The sequence below is a fragment of the Cystobacter fuscus genome (assembly GCF_002305875.1).
GTDB lineage: Bacteria > Myxococcota > Myxococcia > Myxococcales > Myxococcaceae > Cystobacter > Cystobacter fuscus_A.
This window is the reverse complement of record NZ_CP022098.1, coordinates 12,268,323-12,292,896: the sequence shown is the minus strand read 5'-3', so window position 1 is coordinate 12,292,896 and position 24,574 is coordinate 12,268,323. Positions and strand designations below refer to the sequence as shown.

The window sequence follows — 24,574 nt, the reverse complement described above, 5'->3', positions numbered from 1 at the left end:
GACCACCGCTGGCCCTCCCTCCGAGGCGGAATAGGGCCTCGATGAGCGTCCTTCTCTACCGGGCTCATTCGAGCCCTCCTCCCGCATTCGGGGGAGATGGGGGGCGAGGAGGCAGCGGGTTCGTGACACGGCAGGTCGGCAGATATCAGCTCATCCGCAAGCTCGCCGTGGGAGACACCGCCGAGGTGTTCCTCGCCAGGGCCACCGGGCCCCTGGGCTTCGAGAAGACGTTGGTGGTGAAGTGCCTCCTGCCGCACCTGGCTCGGGAGCCCTCCTTCGTGGAAGCGTTCCTCTCCGAGGCCATGGGGGCCGCCCGGCTCGCCCACCCGAACATCGTGCAGATCCTCGACTTCGGCGAGGCCGATGGCGCCTGCTTCCTGGCCATGGAGTACGTCGATGGGCCGAGTCTGCGCACGCTCCTGCGGCGCGCCTCGGCCCGGCGCCTGTCCCTGCCTCCCGCGGTCTGTGCCCGGCTCGTCTCCCAGGCCTGTGAGGGGCTGGCCTTCGCCCATGACTTCGTGGATCCGGACACGGGCGAGCCCCTGGGACTCCTCCACCGGGGCGTGAGTCCGGATCACCTCCTGCTGTCGCGTCAGGGCACGGTGAAGGTGGTGGACTTCGGCATCGCCCGGGCCTCTGGCCGGAGCCATCGGAGCCGCGGTGGCATCGGCCCGGGCAGGCGCGCGTACCTGGCGCCCGAGCAACTGCGCGCCCGGCACCTGGACCGGCGCGTGGATGTGTATGCGCTCGGGGTGGTGCTCCATGAGTTGCTCACGTTCCACAAGCCCCCCAGCGTGACCCTCCGCGATGAGCCCGTGCCCGAGGCCCTCCAACGCATCCTCGACCGGGCGCTCGCCCGGGAGCGTCACCAGCGCTACCCGGATTGTCATGCGCTCCAGGTGGAGCTGGAGGACTTCATCCTCGCGGAGGGCAGGGCGGTGACGACGCAGCAGGTGACCGAGCTCATCCACCGGGCCACCTCGGGCACGGGCCTGCCCGCGCAGCGGCTCTCTCGGGCCGTCGCGCCCCGCTCCCCACGTCGCGCGCCCATCGCTCCGCCCCGGGTGGCCGCGGAGGCGCGCGCCCTGGACTCGACTCCCGAGTGGCGCCCCCTCCCCGCTCTGCCCGAGCACCCGGTGGCTCCCCCGGAGGTGTTCTTCCCCGAGAACCCGCCTCCGTCCGCCCTGGCGCTGACGCTCGCGCGCACCCGGCCGACGCTGGAGGCCTGGTCGTGGACGCGGCAGGTGCTCGTCGGCGGCCTGCTGCTCGTGGCGGGCGGGGGCATGATGCCGTGGATGCGGAGCACGGCCCTGGAGCGCACCGAGTCCTCGGCCGTGGCGCTTTCCCTGGCCTCCTCCGCGATTCCTGCTCCCTTCCCACGAGCCCTGGAGCAGGTGCCTCGGGAACTGGCCCTGGGGGAGGAGGCGGCGGCTGCCTTCGCGGAGTCCGCTCCTCCTTCGCCCGCCGCCCGCGAGCGCATCGCGCGCTCCGTCAAATCCAGACGTCCCTTCCCCGCGGCCCTGGGCCACCTGGATGTACGCGCGCACCCCCATGCCGTCTATGCGGTCGTCACCGTGGATGGGCAGCCGAGTGGAACGACGCCCCTGGACAAGGCGCTGGAGCTGCCCGTGGGCACCTATACCGTGACGCTCACCAGTCCCTCCCTGTCGAAGACGGTGACGCGACGGGTGGAGGTGAAACCCGGCATGACGACGCCCCTCACCGTCTCCTTCCAGGAGGAGTGAGGGCCTGGTCGCCGGGGGTGGGCGCGAAGGCGGCCTCGGTGGCGTCGAGCAGGGTGCGCAGCCGGGGCTGGCGCTGGAAGTCCCGGTGATAGCCCACCCAGATGTCCCGGCCGGGGGGCTGCTCGCCGAGGTCCACCCGCTCGAGGCCCGGCAGGGCCTCCCCGAGCTGACAGGGCAGTACCGCGACTCCCGCTCCCGCGGCGCACATCCTCGCCTGCACGTCGCGGCTGTTGCTGCGCCCCGAGATGCGCGCCTGGGGCAGTAGCCTCGTGAGCCAGCCCACGTCCGCCAGGTGGTTGAACGCCAGGTCCATGGTGATGAGCCCATGGCCCACGCCACCCGTGGACGGGTCGGGGCGCCCCCGCTGCTTCAGGTAGTCGCGCGAGGCATAGGCCTCGTAGGTGACGTGCGTGAGCCGCTTCTGCACGATGTGCGCTTCCTCGAAGCGGCGGAAGCGGAAGACGAGGTCGGCTTCGCGCCGGTCGAGGTTCAACAGCCGCGTCTCCGTGATGAGCTCCACCTCCAACCGGGGATGCTGGAGCTGGATCCGGGCGAAGATGGGAGCCAGGACGTGGCTGGCGAACCACTCCGAGCTGGAGACGCGCAACGTGCCCTCCACCTCGCTGTCCCGCCCCGCCAGGCGTCGCGCGAAGGCCACGGCCTCCTCCTCCATGCGCTCGGCGTGGGCGAGCACCGCCTTGCCCTCGTCGGTCGGGACGAAGCCCTCGGTGGTGCGCCGCATCAGCTTGCAGCCCACGGTGCGCTCCAACGCCTGGAGTCGGCGTCCCATCGTGGGCTGCGTCTGGCCGATGGCTCGCGCCGCGCCCATCAGTGAGCCCGCCCTCGCGATGGCGAGAAACACCTTGAGGTCGTCCCACTGGAGATCGTTCACGTCCTTCGCCCGGTTCGATGGCATGCGCGAACGCATACCGCGAATTCAGAACTGTCGATTTCGGAACGAGGGCTCTTCGAACACTTTCCCGCCCGTGACGGTGCCTGTGCCGTCCCTATCGAGGAGCTTTCCCATGAGAACCTTTCCGCTCGTCACGAGTCTGTTGTTGAGTGCATGCGCCCTGCCCGCCGTCTCCTCCGCGACGAGCCCTTCGCTCGTCGTCGCCGCCGAGAGCGACGGGATGATCTGGAATGGCGTGGCCTTGTCCGACGAGGGACAGGTGTTCGTCGCGGGTCCGCGCTGGACCGGGTCCACGGGGCCGGCGCTCGGCGTCCTGGACGCGCAGGGCCAGCCCCACGCCTATCCCGATGATCGCTGGAACGCGTGGCAGCCGGGACAGGACGCGAGCGCGGCCTTCGTGAACATCAACGCCATCCACAAGGGTCCGGAGGACTCGCTGTGGGTCATCGACACGGGCTCGCCCGACTTCGGCGGAGCGCCCCTGCCGGGTGGCGCGAAGGTGGTGCGCATCGACTTGAAGAACGGCCAGGTGGTCCGCATCTACCCGCTGGGCTCCGACGTCGCGACGCCCACGAGCTATGTCGATGACATCCGCTTGAAGGGCACGCGGGGCTACCTGACGGACGCGGGCCGTCCCGGGCTCATCGTGCTCGACCTGGAGACGGGCGCGGCGCGGCGGGTGTTGGACCACACCCCGCCCGTCACGGCGCCCACGGATCGGCCCATCGTGCTGGAGGGCAAGGTGCTCAATGGGCCGGATGGCGCGCCGCTCCGGGTGCACGCGGATCCGCTGGAGCTGAGCGCGGATGGACGGTGGCTCTACTTCGCGTCCCTGCATGGGCCGTGGTCGCGCATCGAGACGCGCTGGCTGGACGATGCGAGCCTCTCGCCCGCGGCCGTGCTGTCCCACGTCGAGCCCTGGGCCGATCTGCCGCCCACGGGGGGCACGACGCTGGACGCGCATGGGAACCTGTACTTCAGCGACCTGGCCGAGGACGCGATCAAGAAGCGCACGGCGGATGGGCGCATCGAGACGCTGGTCGCGGATCCCCGGCTGCACTGGGTGGACGCGCCCTTCCTGGCCGCGGACGGATGGCTGTGGCTGCCGGTGCCGCAGATGGACCGGGTGGCGCTGTTCAACGGGGGCGTGTCGCGCACCGTGCGGCCCGTCCAGTTGCTGCGCCTGCGGGTGCGGTGAGCCTTCCACGGGGAGGAGAACTCCTCCCCGCCTATGCTCCACGAGGAGGAGCGTGCCATCATGACCTGGCGGGGAATCACCCCCTCGGGTCTTCGAGATGAAAACGGTACTGCTCACGCTACTGCTCGCCGCGGCTGGTGAAGACGCCGGCGTCCTGCCAAAGGTCTACGTCCAGGGCTCATCGGTCAACCTGCGCAAGGAGCCGAGCAAGGACGCGGAGGTGCTGGTCAAGGCGCCCATCGGGACGGAGTGCTCGGTGACGGACACGGCCGCGGCGGAGTGGATGAAGGTGCGCTGCGGGGACTACGAGGGTTACGCCGCCGTGTCGCTGGTGGCGCCGGAGAAGCCCTCGGTGGAGACGCTGAGGGCCGAGGCGAAGAATCCCATGCTCACGCCCGAGCACCGCGAGGAGAGCGCGCTGCGCGCCGCGCTGCTGGCTCCGGAGGACGCGGAGTTGCCGAAGCTGCTCGGCGAGCTCTTCTTCGAGCGCAACTTCAAGCTCCTGGCGGGCTTCAAGGGCACGGGGGCCTCGAAGCGGACCTTCTCGACCTACTGCGGTTTGCGCGGGGCCAATGTCTGCATCTTGGAAGTGGCGGGGGGGTTCCTCCGGGATGTCAAGATTCGAGTCGAGACAAGAAAAGACCTGTTCATCATCGCGGTGAAGGATCCGGAAAATGTCACGATCTACCGTGGCAAACACCAACTCGATCCGGAGACGACGAAGTTGACGATGGATGTCCTCGAGCGGAACTCCTTTCCCTCGACTCCGGTGATGGACAAGGCGCTCTTCGCGGGGGTGGAGGATGTCGATGTCAGAAACGCGGACCTCCCCTTCGGTCGATTCGTACTTGATGATGCTTCTCATGCGCTCCTGAACGGGGTTCCTTCTGCGTGGTCCCTGCTCAAGCAGGATGGCGAAGGCCGTTTCTGGACGCCGATCAACGATTGTCTCAAGACGCCCTATCTGCTCGAGTTCGTTCCGGACATCCACGGTCGTTGGATGATGTTGCGTGAAAAGGGGGCAGAAGGAAGAGAGACGTTCTGGATTACCTCGGTGTCGAAGCGGGAGAATGAACTCCAGCTGTCGCTTGCGAAGACCTACGGAAACGACATGACTCGCATGGTGTTCAAGCTGCCCGAGGGGCGTAAGGATATCGGCTACCTGAACGATGTGGCTTATACGTTCAAGTTGCGCAGGTACCCGGCGCAACACGACAATTGTAAAGAGGGAGGGCCTTGAGTTGTTGGCTGGTGTGACTCGCCACCCCGGGCGCGGTCTCTTGGGTGAGTCGTGCACGCAATGCATTTGTCGGGTTTCGTTATGTGACTGACAGGGGGATCAATGAGGAGTTCCCCTCATTGATAAGCAGCATGAAGAAAAGTAGATACGTGCCGGACTGGAAGTATGAGCTCCCGGAAAAGCTGCTCGCCAGGCTGGAGGAATACCACATCCTCAAGGTTCCTCTTCTCGGGCAGCATTACCCGGGTGGACCCTCGGACTGGTGCGGTCGAACTTCCTGCTCCATGGCGTACAATTATTACCAGGTTTTGCAGGGAGGCGATGATTTCGAATCCAGGCTCATTACCCACTGGGATGGTGGCAGGCAGGGCTGGTTCGTCGATCTTCGTTATCCGAACGGAGATCGAGCGTTTCACACGAAACCAAGAGAGCCTCCGGTTCACTGCAATCTCAGCGGCTATTCGGTTTCGAACCCTGATTACACTCAAGGCGATGTCGCTGTCGTCAAGCCACCCGAAATCGGGGTGAGTAGACCTGATTACAGCGCCTCCGCGGTTCTTGGATTCTCGCGGGGCGTCGTGTTGCCTTATGGTGAGTCCGGCCGGAAGGCCCAGGCCATCCAGATCGCGAACGATCCGGGGCAGATCGCGGCCAGGTTGGAGACCATCCTCCAAGCGGTCACCTCGAACAACCCGGTCATCTTCTACTCGGGTTTCTCCACCGAGAAGAGCGCGCCCATCCACCTCATCCTGATCATCGGTTACGCCTACATCACCGATGACAACGGCCGGCATCTCTGGCTCGCGGTGGCGGACCCCGCGACCCATGGAAACAAGATCTCCGCGCGCAAGGGGGCGGCCATCTTCTTTCCACCCACCGCCGATGCGCCAAACGACGTGGATGCGGTCGCCGAGCGCAAGCTGACGCACGAGCACGACCTCATCCGCGTCATTCCAGGGGCCTGGGAAGAAGCCCAGGGGGCATTGATCCTCATCCGTGCCCGGAAGCTGTTCGAGGAGAATCCCTTCAGCCGGCTCGACGACCTGTTCATGGACTATTGGTCGGACGGCGCGAAGGGGGGCACCTTCATCTATTCACACAAATCGACGCGGGTGCCTCCGGACTTCGTCTACACGAACGTGATGCGCTCCGTCTCCTTGCCGCTCGATGGCCAGCAGATGCGCTTCCGCCCCGTCAACGGCTACGTGACGGCGGAGCAGTCCGAGATGGGGCTCTTCCCCTTCGGGGGTCATCGGACACTCCACTCGGGGGTGCACCTGGAGCGCTCCCAGTTCCCAGCGCGGCCACCCCCGCCGCCTCCTTCCAAGAAGCCGGAGGAGACGAAGGCGCAGGGCTCTGGCAAGGGCGCGAAGAGCACCGCCCAGCCGGCTCCCCCCGTCACACCGACCAATCAGCGAGAGGTTCGCTGCCTGGCGCCTGGCCACATCGTGGCGCTCCGGCTGACGAATGCCCTTCCGGCCGCGGAATCCAGCGAAGCAGCCAAGGCGGGCCGCGAGAAGAACAAGCTCGCCCAGGAGCTCGTGGGAAACCACAACTCCTTCGTGCTGGTCCGGCACGACGTCGAGGTGATTCCACCCAAGGACGAGGACGCCCAGCCGGGCGCGGGCACGCCGGAGCGCTTCACCTTCTACAGCCTCTACATGCACCTGATGCCCCCGGACTGGAAGGACGCCAACACGTACCGGGACGTCGCCTGGCTCAAGACGCTCGCGCGCCGCGAGGGCTCCCTGGTGGTGATCGATCCCAAGCATCCGGCCTTCGGTCAGGTGCGCTGGCTTCAGCCTCCGTCCGAGGCGAGCAGCCCGGTGCAGGAGGACATCCTCCTGAAGTCGGGAGGCGAGTTCTCCGTCATCGGCGCGGGGCTCGGGTTGCCGGAGCCGCTGGAGCTCGGCGAGGGCACGGAGGGCGTGTCCGCCGTCTGGAGGAAGCCGGATCGCGACGTGACCGAACTCCACGAGGCGCTCATCGCGGGCAAGGTCGTCACGCTCGCCCATCCCTTCCTCATGGTCCGGGCTGGCGAGGTGCTCGGGTACCTCGATGACAAGAGTCGGGCGATGGGCGATGGCTTCCTCCACTGGGAGATCCTCGCGCCCAGCCAGAACAGCTCCATCGAGAAGCTGCTGAAGTTCACCGAGCAGAAGCTCGGGCTGTCGGCGGAGGGCGCGCCGTTCTTCAAGTTCTTCGAGGAGAAGGATCGAAACAACTTCTTTGAGCCTCCCCAGGATGAGTCCGGCAAGGGCAACGAGGTCATCGATCAGGTCCTGGCGCTCGCGCCCGAATCGAAGCACGCCAATGGGCCGGATTATGCGCGCTTGAAGCACTTCCGGAACACCTACAGCGAGGAGACGCTCCAGGAGATCCTCACGACCTATACGACGCTCCCGTTCTCCTCCGAGGAGCCCGAGTCCTCGGGGAAAGGGATTCCAGACGAGCCCAGCTACCCCGTTGATCTCCTCATCACCAACTACAAGGACTCCCTGCCTCCGGGGGCCTATCAGCTCAAGCTCACGTTCGAGCCGCCCTCCCGGGAACTGCTGATCGACTACGACGGCAAGCAGACCCACCTGCGGATCCGCCTGCCCGCGAACGCGCGCAAGGTCTTCGTGGAGCCGGCGGATCCAAGCCGCCTCCTGCTCCAGACTGGAAGTGGTGGCGGACAGGACGCCTTGAAGCGCGACGCCGCGCACTTCAAGAACGTGGCCTCCGTCCGCTGGCGCAACGTGGTCCTCCGGCACCTCAACGCGTGGATCCCCGAGGGCATCGCGAAGCAGGTGGAGGCGCAGCTGCGCTTCTACGAGGAACTCCAGATCGGCAAGACCCTCGTGAACTCCGAGAACGAGGAGGCGGCCACGCGCGCCATCAAGGAACTCTCGGACGTGGTGGGCTGGTGGGCGCACCAGGAGACGGTGGTGCTGGGCGTGCCGGGCCAGGAGAAGTCCCTGTTCGCCGCGCAACCCAACGGCGAGCAGTTGCCCAAGGACACGCTCCTGGACAACCCGCATCCAGTCACCTTCGCCTGGCTGTTGATGCTGCTGACGAATCACGGCCTCGTCCGGTTCTCGGACACACGGCCCTGGTTGTCCGACGAGGCGAAGGCGCTCTCCGCCATCGGGTGGGTCCCGGCCCGGCCGGAATACCCGCCGATGCGGGTCGGGGAGCACATCTATCTCGCGGCGATACAGCGGGGCGGCGCCACCGAGTCGGTGACGGCGCGCGTAAGCCATGAACAGCGGACCTACGAGCTGCCACTGGGAAAGGCCCGGGAGGGCACGGTCATGTATCCCCTCGAGTTCCCCGGGTGGGGCACCTGGAAGCTCGATGCCACGGGGGTCAAGGCGCTGGGGGGACTGGAGCTGACGGGACTCGAGCCGGTGCTGCTGTCCGCACGGAATCCGGCGGGCCTGACTTCCCACGAGGATGGCTCGTTCTCGTGGCGGATTCCGTTCCGCGACCATTGCCCGAAGAGCATCCGGGGCTGGGTGCTCCTGCGTGTGGCGAGCGCGGAGGATCCCAAGAAGCTTCCCCCCAAGAAGCCGGGTAGGCAGAAGCCAGGTGCGGAGCCACCGGCGCCCGCGCCGCCGCTCGAGTTCCAGGTGGCCGCGGTGGCCATCCCCGTCGAGGGGCGCGAGAGCTTGGCGTTCAGCGAGGCCAGGGGGTTCCAGGTCATCGACGGCTACGTCAAGCGAGGTGCGGTCAAGGATGCCAGCACCTATGTCTCGCAACACTTCACCTACAAGGCCTTCCTCGACGCGGCCGCCAAGGACGCGAAGGGCGCGGCCAGCACCGAGCCCCTGCTCGCGTGGGAGCTGGTCGACGCGGTCGAGCGCATCCAGTGCATGTACGGTCCCCGTCAGGCATTGGCGTTGACCGCGCTCTCCGGGGATGGCCTGTCGATCGTGCTCAGGTCCCTGAACCCGGACGTGCTGCGCCAGGTGGTGGCCCGGGCGAAGGACGAGGGGTGGATTCAGGACGCGGAGGAGGCGGGTAAGGGCGCCGTCCTCATCCGGGTAAAGGAGCCGCAGGCGAGCCAGCACCCCGGAGAGATCGTCATCGAGTTCGATGCCCACGAGGCCTTCTCCGCACTCCGCAAGACCCTTCAGCCCGAGAAGAAGCTGGTCGTGCAGTTCGGCTGTCTGTTCCCCAATGGCGGCCATCTGCATGACCCGCGTCTGTCTCGGACGGAGACGCTGGGCAAGCGTGCCGAGAAGGTGGACGTGGAGGAACTGAGAGGTCAGGCGAGTGCTGGCCATCTGGAGCTGTGGTCGACCGTCGAGGCGGAAGAGCTGCATCAACAGCCTTCGTTCGGGGTTCCGGAGGTTCAGCTCACCTCGGTGGGCATCCAGATCACCGTCCCCCTGTTGGGGGCCGATGAGCGTTTCTGGAAGGCGACCGCGCCGGTCATCAAGACCGGTCAAGACAAGCTCGATGTGAATCCGAAGTCGACCATCCAGGCCTCCGCCCATGGGCTCGGACTCGTTCGGCAGGTGAGATTCGATGGCGACGTGTGGAAGGATGAGGAGTTGAAGGATGCCGTGCTCCGTATCTTCGCGGAGGCCAAGAACAAGCGTGTGCCGCTGGAGACAGAGCGGATCGACGTCGAGCCATCGAAGACAGTTGATTACGACACGCAGCGTGGCGCCGAACTCGAGCTCAAACCGAGGCCGGATGATCCGTTCGTGCTGGGGGTCTCCCTGAAGACGTTCGCCGTCCCCTCGGGCCGGAGCTTCAAGCTCGAGCTCGTCGCGCCCGCGGACGGAGAGGGCGGAGCGCCACGGCCCTTGAAGCTCGCGAAGAACACCCTCGTCTACAAGTCGATGGTGAAGGGGTACGGCGTGACGCGCCCGGATGGCATCCTCCAGGCCGAGGTGAACCTGAGGGACGTCTCGGTCGCGCTCAAGGGGGGTCAGCGCTTCACGGTGCGCGCCGTTCCCGTCGCCAAGGGCGATGCGGATCTGCGCACCGAGGCCGAGGGCTCGCTGCCCGAGCCGCTCCAGCAACCGGCCATGCAGGATGTCCACGACTCCTTCCAGGGCATGTGGCCGGTGGATGGAATCAACATGCCCATGAAGAGCGAGGGGATGTGGCCCCCGTGACGACGAAACTCGAGCTGCGCATCACCCCGGGCTCGGAGAGTGTGCTCCGGCTCGTCGCCGTTCCACCCACGGAGCTGGCGCTCAAGCTGGTGGGCTCCCGGCGCAATGGGCGGACCTGCACGTTGACGCTGCGGGGAACGCAGAAGCACCTGCCCTCGGACACGGTGTGCAATGTCCTGTTCAAGACCACCAGCCTCCACGCGGATTCGCGGGATCACTCGGTCGTCGGCGTGCCCATGCACATCGAGGGCACCTCCTGCACCGTCGAGGTGAACGTCGATATCTTCGAGGCGGGTCTCTTCGGCAAGGGCAGGTCCGAGCTCACCGTCGTCCCGGACTTCCCGCTCGCCAAGGGGTGCACCGTCTCCAACCCGTTCGAGTTCGACCACCCGCTGAGGATCGAGGGGCTGGAGCTGGGTCCGGCGCTCCTCTTCGGCCGGCGCTTCGCGCTCGAGCCCAAGCGGGATCCGGTCTTCCGCAAGTCGAAGCTCGTGCTCTCCGTCTTCCACTCGCAGGCGCTCAAGAAGGACGAGAAGCCGAAGATGGCGCCGGAGACCCAGCGCTTCGCCACCTTCGACTGGGCTGCTCGGGACGAAGTGATGCACTGGCGCATCGGCTGCGCGGAGAGCGAGGGCTCCCTGCTGCTGCTCGATCTGAAGGCGCGCGACGACACCACCTACGACTTGCGGCTGGAGCTCCTCCAGGAGACGGAAGGAGAGGAGAAGTGCTACCTGGTCTGGGAGAAGCCGCGCGCCCTCGGGTTCAAGCGTCCCGTGCTCTCGGGGTTCGAGCTGGGCTCCTCCTCCGTGCGCATCCAGGTCGACGGCATCGAGCCGGGCTTCGAGCTGCCCATGGAGCTGTCACTCTGGCGGTGGGCCGTTCACGTCATGGACGATCGCTATGAGATTCCCGTGATGTACCGCCTCGGGCCGCCTTCGCTGGTGGATGCGCCCTCGTCCACGTTCTTCTGGTCGCTCTTGTTCCCCGGGCACACGGTGCAGCGCGAGAACCTCTTCGCGCTGCTGCGAGTCCCCAAGACGCTGTCGGGAACCGACGAGTACGTGCCCTTGAGCGTGGTGTTCGACTACGACGAGTCCCGCTTCCTCCAGTTCGATGACGAGCAGCTCTGGCTCGAGCCGCCGAGGAATCCCCGGGGCACTCGGCCCAAGCAACAGAAGACCCCCAAGGAGCTGGCCACCGCGCTCGCCTCCAAGGAGCTGACGTTCCGGCCCACCCGGACTCCGGACTTCGGCGACGTCCGGGTGGGCGTGCGTGAAGACAAGATGTTGGTCTCCATCAAGCTCATCGGAGATCCCTCCTACTGGAGCGCGGCGGCGCCGGTCTTCTCCGTCCATGGGCAGGTGACTCCGCCCGCGCGGGACCAGGTGAGTGACGCGCGAGGTCCCGCGAGCTACCCGCCGCCCGCGCGGCCGCCGCAGGAGCTCATGAAGCTCACCGCCTCGCCCTCCCAGGACAACCCGCGGTTGTACGAGGCGCTGGTGCCGTTGTCGGACAAGCGCCTGCTGGGCCAGAAGGTGTGCATCCAGGGCAAGGTGTCTCATCCGGGCGCGATGCTCTGGGGTGAGCTGGTGCCCGCTCCGCCCGTCTTCTCCCTCAACTACGAGGCGGTGCCCCGGTTCAGTGGCCTGGAGATGAGCTTCATCGAGCTCACCGACGACACCTCGCATGTGCAGTTCCGGTGTCATGCCCACCACATGCCGAACGGGGGGAAGGACGGAGCCGTCCTCGAGTTCCGCGTGTACGAGAAGTTCTCCAACCTGCCGGAGCCGATCGCGCTGACGATCCTCCGGCTTCGCTATGACGTCCCGAAGGGAAAGGGCGGGTACTGCGATGCCCAGGGCGTGCTGCGGGCCCGGCTCGTGGACGAGGAGGACGTGGAGCGGGTGCGGGGCGCGGGCAGGTTCCGGCTGGAAGCCGTCGTCACCAGCAATGGGGGGAAGGTGCTGTCCCACGCCGTTGCCGTGCTCGCCATGGAGTTTGGTGGAGCGCCTCGCTCCACCGAGGGAAAGCTGATCTACGAGACCCACCCGCTCGTGAAACCAGACTTCAAGAACAAGGTGCTGGCCATCTGCGCGGTGCTGGGGATCGACCCGAATCACCTGATGGCTTGTATGGCCTTCGAGACGGGGGAGAAGTTCTCGGCCAAGGTGCAGCACACCGGTGGTGCCCAGGCGTATGGGCTCATCCAGTTCACCAAGGATGGAGCCTCGGAGCTCGGCAAGACACTGGCTGAACTCCGGGCGATGACCGAGCTGGAGCAGCTCGACTACGTCCAGCTCTACATGAGCCGCTGCATCAAGGCCCGCGGACCGCTGCGGACGTTGAGCGACGTCTATATGGCCATCCTCTGTCCCGCCGCCGTGGGCAAGCCGGAAGAGCACATCTGTTACAGGGCGGGGACGAAGGCCTACACGCAGAACATCAACCTGGACAACAAGGACCCGGAGAAGCGCAAGGGCTACATCACCAAGCAAGATGCGACCGCCCGGGTGAAGGAGTTCGAAGACAAGGGTCGCAATTACATCACCCAGGGCTGAGGGGGCCGCGTCACTCGCTGGCGGGCTCTGGCTCCGGAAAGGTGGATTTCGGTGGCCTCCTTCTTCGCGTTCCACATCATCTGGCGGAAGCCCATGTCCTGCATGACCTCCTTGCCCGCGCGGATCCTGCCCTGGAGCAGGAGCTTCTCCAGCTCCGTGATGTCCACGCGGACAGGATGGCCCGGCAGCTCTCGGGGGACGCCTCGGCCCGCCCGGTACCACTGGGTGAAGGGCCGGACGGTGATACATGAGTGCGTTTCGTGCACGAGCGAGCCCTACTGCCTGGCTCGGATGGAGTATGGAGAGGTGCTGTATTTGAGCATTTTGGCCGGCGGCAATACCTGGCGTGGTCCGTAGAAGAGAGAGTCGATGCGCTACCCGCGAGTCCGAATCCCTGGACCCATCTCGTACACCTCGTCGGCGTCAGGGTCTGGCGTTGTCGAGCACTCATGGGCTCGACTCGTCGTGCGGGAGCTCGTGCGCATCGTCTTTTTCGTACCTCACGATCACTTCGACATCGCGGCGGGCGTGTCTCATGCCCTCGACAGCTACCTGCGCGCTGTGGATGACCGTCCGAATCCGTTGTCCGAATACACCTGCGGCTACTGGGAGCCGTCCAGGCTCGGTGACAGGGGCTGGGAACTCATCCGGGACACCCTGAACCCGAAGGAACGCAGGTACTTCGACGACTACGATGAGGACGAGGCCTTCCATCCAGAGAAGGCGGGCGCCGAGCCTTCCTTCGGCATTCACGGTGCGCAGGACAGTGGTTTCTCCTTCACCTACCACGCTCGCCTTCCGTGGCGTGAGACACCGCCTGGCTCCGTCAGTGTCCTGCGCGCGACCCTTGCAACGGAGTACCTCGAGGAGAGGGGGGCGGACTTCGTGCGCGAACTCGCCGTCGCCATGGCTTCACGGCTTCCCTTCGTCTCCGGGCACGTGGGGCTCGCGCTCGACGTCGCGTTTTCCTCTCTAGAGCAACTCGACATCCTGCGTCCGTTGATCTTCCGTCACCCTGGTTTCGATATTCGCGATGCCGGTGTTCGCGACAACCTGGGCACTCGGGTGGATGGTGTGCACTGGATGAACTTCGTGGGCCCTCCCGTGCTTGGCGAACTGGGGGGAACCACCGGTCTTCGCGCGAAGCTCCAGTCGCCCACCACTACCGTGCGCGAATTGGACGGTGAGCGTGTGCTGGTAAGCCTGGGGTCAGAGCCCGAAGCGGGAGACCTGGCTCAGGGACAGCCTCTTCCCGCGTACCGCGAACTCGCGCGGGTACTGGAGCCCTGGTTGGAGCCCTTCCCGTGGGGCTTTCTCCGTCGTCAGGGCCATGAGCGCGATGAGGGGGAGTTGCGCCGTTGGTGGAGACGCTTCCTCGACTGACCTCACGGCCCGTGGCTCCGGTGGCTGCGGGGGCGGTGAGCCTTTCCCATGGACCTGGGGGAGCCTCCCGCTCGTTTCACTCACCGGCGGGCTCTGGCTCCGGAAGCTCGATGAGGCCCGCCCGGTCGAGCAGCTCGCGCACGCGGGTGGTGAAGGCCACGTGCTCCGGGTTGCTCGCACTCATGGGCTCGGGGGAGAGGTGGAGGAGCCAGCCCAGCGTCCCCACCGGCTCGATGCGCACGGGGGCGGGAAGCGGCGGCAGCCTGCCCAGCCTGCGAGACAGGTACGTCAACCAGCCCACGCGCACCTCCCATTTTCCCTTCTCGACGAGGCGGACCATCTCGGTCGAGCTGACCATGGCGAAGTCCGGGTCCCACGCGGTGGCCATGCTGGTGAGCACTTCGGCGAGCACGGGAGCACACAGCAGCCGCTCCCGGAGCGGGCTCTCCCGGGTCGGGTAGAGCAGGCACGAATTGGGCCCGCCCCAGGGGAGGAAATAGCCACCGCAAGCAAGGTGGATTTCGGTGGCCTCCTTCTTCGCGTTCCACATCATCTGGCGGAAGCCCATGTCCTCCATGACCCTCTTGCCCGCGCGGATCCTGCCCTGGAGCAGGAACTTCTCCAGCTCCGTGATGTCCGCGCGGACAGGATGGCCTGGCAGTTCTCGGGGGACGCCTCGGCCCGCCCGGTACCACTGGGTGAAGGACGGATCACACCGCGCCAGCATGTGGAGGAAGAGTTCCGCGCGCCGGGCACACTCCAGCGCGGTTTCCTTGCGAGGGCCCCAGTACGCCCCCACGTAGTAGCTGTCCTGCATGCGTGCTCCTCCTCTATCGCTCGGGCCGAGTATGCTGGACGGTGATGTTGTTCCATCTTCGATCCGCGAAGATCTTGCGAAGGAACTTCGCGACGTTGGCATCGGCGACATGCCAGATCAGCGGTAGCCCCAAGTCGTGGGCAACCCGCGATTGCGCCTCGGCTTGCTTCATCATCTCGTTGAACTTGCCGGATTGGCTGTACCAGTACTTGGGCGTGCCATCCGCGTTGAAGAAGGAGCAATAGCCGGGGCCCTTGGCCTCCAATAGCTCCTTGGCCTTGATGCCGTCGAACTCCACTTCCCCAATCTTGTACACCCACCATGCGGGCCGTCCCGTCACCTGCTCCTGGTAGTCCAGGGAGTCCTTGGATTTGGTGGTGGGCTTCTTGTACGTCCACTTGCCGGGTCCCTGCGCCGAAGCCGTTTTGGAGGGTGTCCCCGCCTTGCCGCTCGCGCCGCTGGGCTTTCCCGGGCCTCTGCCCGCCATGTGGAGGATGGAGAGGGCCTCGAGGTTCACGCCCACGGTGGTCGCGGCGCCTCCTGCCACGATGGCTCCGCCCAGCACCCACTCACCCCTGGCCGTGAGTGAAAATGTCGGCAGTCCGGCCCCCCATCCGCTCATGCGCCCCAGGGTGGCCTCCGCACCTCCGAGCATCATCAGCACATGCGTGGACAGGCGCGCCGCCTCGCGAATCTGGTCTTCCCGAGACATGGCGCCATAGCGTGCGAAGTACTCGGGCGAGGAGACGATGAGGTGGGCCACCGTGGTGGGAAGTTGCGCGAGATCCTCCACGGTACGGATGGGGTGGAGGATGGAATGGGCGAGCGCCATCGCCATCTCTCCCAGCGCGTCCTGGGCCCCATCCAGCGCGGCGTTGAGTGGATCTCTCCCCAGTCCCAACTCGGTCAGGGGCGGACCGTCCGCCCGCCTCAGTGCTTCGGTGACCGGGTAGAAGACGCCCCCGCGCGAGAAGTAGAAGTCGCCCACCACGAGGCGCCTCACCCGCCACTGGCCTTCCACGAGTCGGAGCGGCCCCATGCGCTGGAGGGGCGTGCCAGTGAGCGCGGCCACGAGGTAGCCGTCCGGGCGCACCAACACCAGGAACCAGAATCGCTCGGCACGCCACTTCAAGTCGGCGTACTCCACACGCTCGCCGCCCGCGAGCACCTCGCGCAGCAGCCAGCACAGCACCCGGCTCGGGGCGAAGCTCTTCTGCGTCACCGGCATCTTCGCCAACCGGTTCAGAAGCTGGCGCGCCTGCTCCTGGTAGAGCGCCGCGCCCGCCGGATGCCGGGCCTCTTCTCCAAGGCCGCTGGCCTCCTGCACCACCTGGAATGCGTCAGCTGTTTCCTCGGCGATGTCGCCGGAGCCTCCCACCGCCTCTGCGGGAGTGGAGGGGACGGTGGGCTGCTGCGGCCCAGGGTGATAGGGGAGACCGACGCCGCTTGTCGGGCTCCCTCGCGGAGAGCCCGTGGCGCACCCTTCGGATAGCATGACCACGGCCAGGGTCATGAGGACTGCGCCAAACTGACGGTTCGGGAGACGAGGTTCTGTCGCCGCGTGGGGTCCCGCACCAGGTGCATGGTGTGTATTCATCGAGCGTGCCGCCGGGGTCATCCCGCCCATTTTGTGCATGTCAAACTTCATACAGTGTCCGCGAGCCGCTCGGGATGGAGACGCTTCCTCGACTGACGTCACGGCCCGTGGCTCTGGTGGTTTCGTCTCCCCAATGACACTCAGCACACAGCAGCATGGGCCGGCGGTACAGGGTCATGGCAGGCTTCATCGCTCCCGCCGCTCAATTCCAGACGCTTCCAGCCCATTCTCGCGGACCACGACCAAAGCGTGATTGTCGCCCCTATCGAGTCTCTTTAGGGTCGATGGCTCGTCCTTATGGCCTGGATCTTCACACCTCGCGCGAACACCGTGGCCCGGGTGGCCGCGCTGGGCCTGTTGGCCACGCCGGTGCTCGGAGTGGGCTCGCTGTGGCTCTATGCCCGGAGCCCGCTCGCGCAGAACATGCGCCAGCCCGTGGCGCAGCCGGTCCAGTTCGATCACCGCCACCACGCGGGCGACGAGGCCATCGACTGTCGTTATTGCCACAACACCGTCGAGGTCTCCCCGAGCGCCGGCTATCCCTCGGTGTCCACCTGTCTCAACTGCCACGCGCAGGTCTGGAACCAGAGTCCGCTCCTGGAGCCGGTACGCCAGTCTTTCTTCGCCGACCGTCCCATTCCCTGGCGGCGGGTGCATGACCTGCCGGACTTCGTCTACTTCAACCACTCCATCCATGTGCGCAAGGGCGTGGGGTGTGTCACCTGCCACGGCCGTGTGGACTTGATGCCCTCCGTCACCCAGGAGCATCCGCTCTCCATGGGCTGGTGCCTGGAGTGCCACCGCGATCCCGCTCCCCACCTGCGCCCGCTGTCGGCCCTCACCTCGATGCGCTGGGAGCGCCGTCCGGAAGATCCCTCGCCCGAGGAGCTGGTGCGCCGCCTCGACGTCCACCCCCGAATGGACTGCACGACATGTCATCGCTGATCGACCGCTACGCGCTGCCCGTCCTCCAGGACTCGCCCCGGCCTCGCGCCGACGCCGGACGTCCACGCGCCTGGCGCAGTCTGGAGGAACTGCACCGCTCGCCCGAGTGGGAGCGCGCCGCCTCGCGGGAGTTCCCTCCGGGCGCGGCCGAGCCTCCCCAGGGACTCGAGCGGCGCCGCTTCCTCCAGCTCGCGGGGACGGTGGCGGCGCTCGCGGGGTTGGCGGCGTGCAAGCGGCCCGCCGAGAAGGTCATGCCATACACCGTGCAGCCCCCGGACGTGACGCCCGGTGTGCCCAACGCCTATGCCACCGCCTGGGCCCCCGAGGGCTACGCGGCGGGGCTGGTGGTGACGAGCTGGGAGGGCCGCCCCACCAAGGTGGAGGGCAACCCGGACCACCCGGTGAGTCTCGGCGCCACCCACCCTCACGCCCAGGCGCTGCTCGTGGACCTCTATGACCCGTCACGCACGCGGAGCGTGACGCACCGGGGCGCGCCGAGCTCCTTCAATGCCTACCAGGACGCGCAGGTGGAGCACGCGCGCCGCCTGGAGGCCGTGGGTGGCGAGGGGCTGTGGCTGCTGTTGGAGCCCTCGGCCTCGCCCACGCGGCGCGAGCTGGTGGAGCGCATCCGCCAGCGCTTTCCCAAGGCGCGCGTGGAGACGTACCACGCGCTCGCGCGGGACAACGTGTACGAGGGGGCGCGGCTGGCTTTCGGCCGTCCGGTGGAGACGCTCGTGCGCCACGACGAGGCGCGGGTGGTGTTGTCGCTGGACGCGGACTTCCTCGTGCAGGGGCCTGCGAGCCTGCGCGAGGCGCGGGAGTTCGCCCGCTCGCGCACCCCCGAGCGCGGGACCATGGGTCGGCTGTACGTGGCGGAGAGTCACTTCAGCGTGACGGGGATGAACGCGGACCACCGGCTGCGCATGAAGCCCTCGGAGGTGGAGCGCTTCGCCCTGGCGGTGCTGGGGGAGCTGGCGAATCGGCTGCCGGGGCTCGAGCGCTTCCGGGAAGGCATTGCCCCCTGGCCGGAGCGCGCGCGCGCGGTGCGCGCGGTGGCGGAGGATCTGGCGCGGGCGGGGCCTCTCGCGGTGGTGGTGGTGGGCCCGAGGCAGCCGCCGCGGGTGCACGCGCTGGCGCACCTGCTCAACGCGCGCCTGGGCAGCGCGGGGCGGATCGTCACCTACCAGGAGTCCGGGGTGGAGCCGGGCCCGAGCGGGCTGGAGGTGTCGCGCGCGCTGGCGGAGGCGGCACTCGCGGGCCGGGTGGACACGGTGGTGGTGACGGCGTTCGACCCGGTGTCCTCGGCGCCGGTGGGGGTGACGTTGGGAGCGGCGCTCGCGGTGGTGCCCAACGCGGTGGCGTGGGCCTACCGCGAGGACGCCACGGCGAAGCGGTGCGCGTGGGTGCTCCCGGCGGCGCACGTGCTGGAGTCCTGGGGCGACGCGCGGGCGGTGGATGGCACGGTGAGCCTCGTGCAGCCGCTCATCCGGCCGCTCTTCCAGGGGCTCACGGAGCTGGACGTGCTCGCGCCCTTCGCGGGCGTGGCGGAGCGGACGGCGTACCAGCTCGTGCGGAGCCACTGGGAGCGGGAGCGGGGAGGGCCGGGGGTGGCCTTCGACGAGGCGTGGGATCAGGCGCTGGCGGTGGGCACCGTGCCGGACACCGCGCGGCCCGCGCTCGGGGTGACGGTGGACGCGGGCGCGGTGGAGACGGTCGTGCGGGCCTTCACGGGCGCGCCGTCCGAGGGCCTCGAGCTCAACCTGGTGCCGGGCTACAAGGTCCAGGACGGGCGCTTCTTCGCCAACCCCTGGCTGCAGGAGATGCCGGATCCGCTGACGATGCTGGCCTGGGGCAACGCGGCGCTGGTGAGCCCGGCCACGGCCGAGCGCCTGAAGTTGTCCCCGAGCGGCACGGTGCGGCTGACGCTGCGGGGCCGGCGGGTGGAGGCGCCGGTGTTCGTGCTGCCGGGGCACGCGGACGACACGGTGACGCTGGAGCTGGGCTGGGGCCGCGAGGGCCCGGAGCACGAGGTGCTGGGGGTGGATGCCTTCCTGCTGCGGCACGTGGACGCGCCGTGGTTCTCGGGGGGGCTCCAGGTGGAGCCGGGGGAGGGGGAGGGCGGGTGCGTGACGGTGCAGCAGCACTGGTCCATGGAGGGCCGGGAGGTGGCGCTCCAGGACACGCTGGACACCTTCGAGAAGAAGCGGCCCGAGTACCTCAAGCACCTCAAGGGGGAGGTGGCGGCGCTGTACGACCCGTTCAAGTACGCCGAGCCCTACCAGTGGGCGATGGCGGTGGACTTGAACCGGTGCATCGGCTGCGGGGCGTGCGTGGTGGCGTGCCAGGCGGAGAACAACGTGCCGGTGGTGGGGCGCGAGCAGGTGGCGCGGGGACGGGAGATGCACTGGCTGCGGGTGGACCGCTACTTCGAGGGCTCGCCCGACGCTCAGCGCGCCCTGCCGCAGCCGATGATGTGCCAGCACTGCGAGACGGCGCCGTGCGAGTACGTGTGCCCGGTGAACGCCACCGTCCACTCGGACGAGGGCCTCAACCAGATGGTCTACAACCGCTGCGTCGGCACGCGGTACTGCTCCAACAACTGTCCGTACAAGGTCCGCCGCTTCAACTACCTGGAGTACCGCCCCCGGGTGACGGAGGTGGAGAAGCTGGGACTCAACCCAGACGTCACGGTGCGCTCGCGTGGCGTCATGGAGAAGTGCACGTACTGCGTGCAACGGATCGAACGCGCCCGCATCGAGGCGCGCAAGGCGCGGAAGCCCATCGACACCCAGGCGCTCCAGTCCGCGTGCGCGCAGGTGTGTCCCACCGAGGCCATCGTCTTCGGCTCGCTGCACGAGCGGGAGTCGGAGGTGGCGCGGCGCCACCGGGACGCGAGGCATTACGCGGTGCTGCACGAATTGGGCACCCGCCCGCGCACGGCCTACCTGGCGCGCATCACGAACCCGAACCCGGAGCTGGAGCATGGCTGAACCACCCGCCACGCCCTCGGGCGATGCGCTCGTGTCCGAGCCGCTCATCAAGGGCGCGCCGAGCCCCGAGCACCTGTCGGAATCGCTCCTGCGGCCCACCCTTGGCGCGGCGGGGCGAGGCTGGTGGGTGCTGCTCGGCCTCTCGGGGCTCGGCACGGCGCTGTTCCTCACGGCCATCACCGTGACGCTGGTGAAAGGCATTGGGGCGTGGGGCAACAACATCCCGGTGGCGTGGGCCTTCGGCATCATCGACTTCGTGTGGTGGATTGGCTTTGGCCACGCGGGCACGCTCATCTCCGCCATCCTGTTGCTCTTCCAGCAGAAGTGGCGCGCGTCGGTGAACCGCTTCGCCGAGGCGATGACGCTCTTCGCCGTGGTGCAGGCGGGACTCTTCCCCCTCTTGCACCTGGGGCGGCCCTGGGTGGCGTACTGGCTCATCCCCTATCCGAGCACCATGCGCGTCTGGCCGCAGTTCAAGAGCTCGCTGCCGTGGGACGTGGTGGCCATCACCACCTACCTCACCGTGTCGGTGCTCTTCTGGTACCTGGGCCTCCTGCCCGACCTGGCGACGGCGCGCGATCGGGCGCCCACGCCGCGCAGGCAGTTCTGGTACGGGCTGGTGTCACTCGGGTGGACGGGCTCGGCGCGGCATTGGCACCACTGGCGCACGGCGTACCTGTTGCTCGCGGGGCTGGCCACGCCGCTGGTGCTCAGCGTGCACACCATCGTCAGCTTCGACTTCGCCATCGCCCAGGTGCCCGGCTGGCACACCACCATCTTCCCTCCCTACTTCGTGGCGGGCGCCATCTTCTCCGGACTCGCGCTGGTGCTCACGCTGCTGCTCCCCACGCGCGGCGCGCTGGGGCTCGGCCACGTCATCACCGAGCGGCACGTGGACATCCTGTGCAAGCTGCTGCTGGCCACGGGGCTGATGGTGTCCTACGGCTACCTCCAGGAGAACTTCTTCGCCTGGTACAGCGGCGACGAGGCGGAGATGGCCGCCTACTCCTTCAAGCGCTCGGGCACGTGGGCGGGCCTGTTCTGGTTCCAGATGCTCACCAACGTGGTGCTGCCCCACCTCTTCTGGTTTCCCCGGTTGCGCCGCAACCTCGCGGTGGTGTGGCTCGTCTCGCTGGCCGTGGACGCGGGCATGTGGGTGGAGCGCTTCACCATCATCGTTCCCTCGCTCTCGCGCGACTTCCTGCCGGGCAGTTGGCACACGTACTCGCCCACGTGGGTGGATCTGTCGCTGCTGGGCGGCTCCATGTGCTTCTTCGGCTTCCTCTTCCTGCTCTTCCTCAAGTTCGTCCCGCCCGTGTCCATCAGCGAGGTGAAGGAGCTGCACCACGAGTTGACGGCGGAGAAGGGGGCCTGAGCCATGCGCTACTGGGTGGTGGGGGAGTTCGGCTCGGGAGCGGAGGCGAAGCGGGCCCTCACGGCGCTGCGCGAGCGCGGCTGCGCGGCGGACTCGCTGGATGCCTTCTCGCCCTACCCGGTGGAGGGGCTGGACGAGGTGCTCGGGTTGAAGCCCTCGCCCCTGCGCGCCTTCGCCCTGTTGGCGGGCCTGTCCGGGGCGGTGCTGGCCTATGGGGTGCAGTGGTGGACCAACGCGGTGGACTGGCCGCTCAACGTGGGCAACCGGCCGCCGCACTCCTGGCCGACCTTCGTCCCCATCACCTTCGAGACGACGGTGCTCTTCGCCTCGTTGACGCTCTTCTTCGGGCTGATGGTGCTCTTCCGCTTTCCCCGGCCGCACCATCCGCTCTTCGAGCTGGAGTCCTTCCGCAGCGCATCCACCGGCGGCTTCTGGGTGAGCGTCACCACGAGTGAGCACGCCCGGACGGAGGTGCTGCTCGGCCACCTGCGCGAGCTGGCGGCGCGCACCACGGCGGTGGTGGAGGAGGAGACATGAGGCGCGGGCTCGCGGGGCTCCTCCTCGTCGGGGTGCTCGGGGGGTGCTCGGTGGACTTCCAGGGGTGGGCGGGGATGAAGGATCAGCCCAAGGGTCTGCCCTTCCGGGAGAACGCCTTCTTCGCGGACGGGCGGACGATGCGCCAGCCGCCGCCGGACACGGTGCCGAGGAGCCGGCGGGGAATCTCCCGGCGCTTCCTCACCGGCCGCGAGGCCCCGGACGCGGGCTACGTGGAGGAGATTCCGCTCGCGCTCACGCGGGAGTTCGTCGAGGGCGGACAGGGCTCCTTCGAGATTTATTGCGCGACCTGTCACGGGGTGCTCGGGGACGGGGTGAGCCAGGTGGCGCGCAACATGGGGCTGCGCGAGCCGCCCTCGCTGGTGGATCTGCCCGAGTACGAGGACGGGTACGTGTACGCCGTCATCAGCGAGGGGTATGGGCTGATGCCGGGCTACGCGGAGAAGCTGACGCCGGAGCAGCGCTGGGCGGTGGTGGCCTACGTGCGGGCGCTGCGCGAGAGCCAGCGGGCGAGGCTCGGAGACGTGCCGGCCGAGGCGAGGGCGCGGCTGCTCGAGGAGGGCGCGCCATGAAGGTGATGGAGCGCTTCACGGGCGGGCGCGTGCCCATGCTGGCCGCGGCGGCGGTGGGCGGGGTGGGGCTCGCGGTGACGGGCCTGGGGTGGGCGGTGGACACCCGGCGCGCGCTCTTCGCGTACCTGTTCGCCTTCGCGTACTGGGCGGCACTGGCGGTGGCCTCGCTGGTGCTGCTGGGCACGTGGCATGCGTCGCGGGCGCGCTGGCCGGTGGTGCTGCGCCGCATGCTGGAGACGATGGCGGCCTCGCTGCCGCTCTTCGCGCTGCTCTTCGTGCCGCTGCTCGCCGGGGCGCACCTGCTCTACCCGTGGCTCGGGCCGCCTCCCGCGCTGTCCGAGGAGGACTTGAAGAAGCTCGAGCACAAGCGCCCGTGGCTCAACCTGCCCTTCTGGGGAGCGCGCGCGGTGCTGTACTTCGCGGTGTGGAGCACGGTGAGCGAGCTGCTGTTGCGCTGGTCGCGCCGGCAGGACGAGACGGGCGAGCCCCGGCTCACGCGGTGGCAGTGGTGGTTGGGCGCGGGGGCGCTGCCCGGAGTGGCGCTGGCCATGTCCTTCGCGTCACTGGACTGGCTCATGTCCCTGGAGCCGCTCTTCGTGTCCACGGTGTATGGCTTGTATTGGTTCTCCGGGGCCTTCGTGGGCGCGCTGGCGCTGCTGACGCTGGCGACGGCGCTGGCGCGGGGGCCGCAGTTGTATGGCGAGCTCGTCAATGCCTCGCACTGGGCGAGCCTGGGCAAGTTCCTCCTCGCCTTCAGCATCTTCTGGGCCTACATGGCCTACAGCCAGTTCTTCCTCATCTGGATCGCGGATCTGCCGCAGGAGGTGCCCTGGTACGTGTTGCGCGCGACGGGGGCGTGGCAGCCGGTGGCGATGGCGGTGGTGGGCTCGCGCTTCGTGTTGCCCTTCTTCGTGCTCCTGTCGCGTCCCTTCAAGCTGCATGGCCGCACGCTGGCGGGGCTGGCGGTGTGGATGTTGTGCGCGCACGCGGTGGACACGTGGTGGCTGGTGATTCCGGTGGTGAGCCCCGAGGGGCCGCGGCTGCACTGGGCGGACGTGTCGGCGTTCCTCGGCGTGGGAGGCGCGGCGGTGGCCTTCACCCTGTGGCGGCTGCGGGGGCACGCCACCATGCCCGTGGGAGACCCCTACCTGCTCGAGTCCCTGGGGTACGACGAATGAGCGGCGAGTCCCAGCGGGAGTGGAAGACGTCCGAGCGCGACCCGGATGCCACCAAGGGGTGGCAGGTGGGCACGGTGCTGCTGGTGACACTGCTCCTCTTCACCGCCTTCGTGTGGGTGACCTGGAAGCAGCTCCAGGCGCGCGAGTGGCACCTCAACCCCGAGGGACCCTCCGAGCCTCCGGCGCTCGAGCAGCCGGAGATCAACATCGTGAACACGGGGCCCTTTCCGCTCGACACGCGGGCCTACGACGAGAAGAACGCACAGGCGGAGCAGCTGCACGGGTATGGCTGGGTGGATCGGGACGCGGGGGTGGTGCGCATGCCCATCGAGTGGGGCATCGAGCGCGTGGTGGGTGGCGCGCGGCGCGACGGAGGCAGCCCATGATGCCAGGG

General features: G+C 67.9%; 17 protein-coding genes. 13 read left to right on the top strand and 4 right to left on the bottom strand.

What is annotated here, in order from left to right:
• Positions 1-122 precede the first annotated feature (122 nt).
• Complete coding sequence (locus CYFUS_RS49960; protein ID WP_095991672.1) at positions 123-1,745, top strand: serine/threonine-protein kinase; 1,623 nt, start codon at positions 123-125, stop codon at positions 1,743-1,745.
• Here CYFUS_RS49960 and CYFUS_RS49955 read toward each other — a convergent pair.
• Positions 1,720-2,661: a LysR family transcriptional regulator gene (locus CYFUS_RS49955; RefSeq protein ID WP_095992696.1), complete on the bottom strand. Its 942-nt coding sequence runs from the start codon at positions 2,659-2,661 to the stop codon at positions 1,720-1,722. The genes CYFUS_RS49960 and CYFUS_RS49955 overlap by 26 nt on opposite strands.
• Before the next feature lie 109 nt (positions 2,662-2,770).
• On the opposite strand from CYFUS_RS49955, the gene CYFUS_RS49950 reads away from it, so the two are divergent.
• The 4 genes from CYFUS_RS49950 (at position 2,771) to CYFUS_RS49935 (ending at position 12,768) form a co-directional block, all read left to right on the top strand.
• Positions 2,771-3,856 (top strand): L-dopachrome tautomerase-related protein, encoded by a 1,086-nt coding sequence (locus tag CYFUS_RS49950; RefSeq protein ID WP_095991671.1) that lies wholly within the window; start codon positions 2,771-2,773, stop codon positions 3,854-3,856.
• A gap of 97 nt (positions 3,857-3,953) precedes the next feature.
• A complete protein-coding gene (locus CYFUS_RS49945; RefSeq protein WP_095991670.1) occupies positions 3,954-5,096 on the top strand; it encodes an SH3 domain-containing protein in 1,143 nt (380 codons plus the stop codon).
• A 578-nt stretch (positions 5,097-5,674) separates the two neighbouring features.
• Positions 5,675-10,210: a hypothetical protein gene (locus CYFUS_RS49940; RefSeq protein WP_095991669.1), complete on the top strand. Its 4,536-nt coding sequence runs from the start codon at positions 5,675-5,677 to the stop codon at positions 10,208-10,210.
• A complete protein-coding gene (locus CYFUS_RS49935) occupies positions 10,207-12,768 on the top strand; it encodes a hypothetical protein (protein ID WP_157759125.1) in 2,562 nt (853 codons plus the stop codon). The genes CYFUS_RS49940 and CYFUS_RS49935 overlap by 4 nt, the downstream gene beginning before the upstream one ends.
• Here CYFUS_RS49935 and CYFUS_RS49930 read toward each other — a convergent pair.
• A complete protein-coding gene (locus tag CYFUS_RS49930) occupies positions 12,750-13,034 on the bottom strand; it encodes a hypothetical protein (RefSeq protein ID WP_232537271.1) in 285 nt (94 codons plus the stop codon). The genes CYFUS_RS49935 and CYFUS_RS49930 overlap by 19 nt on opposite strands.
• A 211-nt stretch (positions 13,035-13,245) precedes the next feature.
• On the opposite strand from CYFUS_RS49930, the gene CYFUS_RS49925 reads away from it, so the two are divergent.
• Positions 13,246-14,151, top strand: coding sequence for a type VI immunity family protein (locus CYFUS_RS49925; protein WP_157759124.1), 906 nt, complete (start codon positions 13,246-13,248; stop codon positions 14,149-14,151).
• Between the two features lie 76 nt (positions 14,152-14,227).
• Here the strand turns inward: CYFUS_RS49925 and CYFUS_RS49920 are convergent, their stop codons facing one another.
• Complete coding sequence (locus tag CYFUS_RS49920; RefSeq protein WP_095991666.1) at positions 14,228-14,968, bottom strand: Imm52 family immunity protein; 741 nt, start codon at positions 14,966-14,968, stop codon at positions 14,228-14,230.
• 13 nt (positions 14,969-14,981) lie between these two features.
• Complete coding sequence (locus CYFUS_RS49915) at positions 14,982-16,346, bottom strand: Tox-REase-5 domain-containing protein (RefSeq protein ID WP_232537270.1); 1,365 nt, start codon at positions 16,344-16,346, stop codon at positions 14,982-14,984.
• Between the two features lie 516 nt (positions 16,347-16,862).
• On the opposite strand from CYFUS_RS49915, the gene CYFUS_RS49910 reads away from it, so the two are divergent.
• The 7 genes from CYFUS_RS49910 to CYFUS_RS49880 are packed head-to-tail and all read left to right on the top strand — an operon-like array spanning position 16,863 to position 24,566.
• Positions 16,863-17,510 carry a cytochrome c3 family protein gene (locus CYFUS_RS49910; RefSeq protein ID WP_095991664.1) on the top strand — a complete coding sequence of 216 codons (648 nt, stop codon included), beginning with the start codon at positions 16,863-16,865 and terminating at the stop codon, positions 17,508-17,510.
• Positions 17,498-20,500, top strand: a complete 3,003-nt coding sequence (locus CYFUS_RS49905; protein WP_095991663.1) for a TAT-variant-translocated molybdopterin oxidoreductase — start codon at positions 17,498-17,500, stop codon at positions 20,498-20,500. Before CYFUS_RS49910 ends, CYFUS_RS49905 begins: the two co-directional genes overlap by 13 nt.
• Positions 20,493-21,875 carry an NrfD/PsrC family molybdoenzyme membrane anchor subunit gene (gene nrfD / locus CYFUS_RS49900; RefSeq protein ID WP_095991662.1) on the top strand — a complete coding sequence of 461 codons (1,383 nt, stop codon included), beginning with the start codon at positions 20,493-20,495 and terminating at the stop codon, positions 21,873-21,875. Before CYFUS_RS49905 ends, nrfD begins: the two co-directional genes overlap by 8 nt.
• Positions 21,876-21,878: 3 nt before the next feature.
• Positions 21,879-22,412, top strand: coding sequence for a DUF3341 domain-containing protein (locus tag CYFUS_RS49895; protein WP_095991661.1), 534 nt, complete (start codon positions 21,879-21,881; stop codon positions 22,410-22,412).
• Positions 22,409-23,002, top strand: coding sequence for a c-type cytochrome (locus tag CYFUS_RS49890; protein ID WP_095991660.1), 594 nt, complete (start codon positions 22,409-22,411; stop codon positions 23,000-23,002). The genes CYFUS_RS49895 and CYFUS_RS49890 overlap by 4 nt, the downstream gene beginning before the upstream one ends.
• Entirely contained in the window at positions 22,999-24,180 is a 1,182-nt protein-coding gene (locus CYFUS_RS49885) for a hypothetical protein (RefSeq protein WP_095991659.1), read from the top strand. The genes CYFUS_RS49890 and CYFUS_RS49885 overlap by 4 nt, the downstream gene beginning before the upstream one ends.
• A complete protein-coding gene (locus CYFUS_RS49880; protein WP_095991658.1) occupies positions 24,177-24,566 on the top strand; it encodes a hypothetical protein in 390 nt (129 codons plus the stop codon). The genes CYFUS_RS49885 and CYFUS_RS49880 overlap by 4 nt, the downstream gene beginning before the upstream one ends.
• Positions 24,567-24,574: the final 8 nt, after the last annotated feature.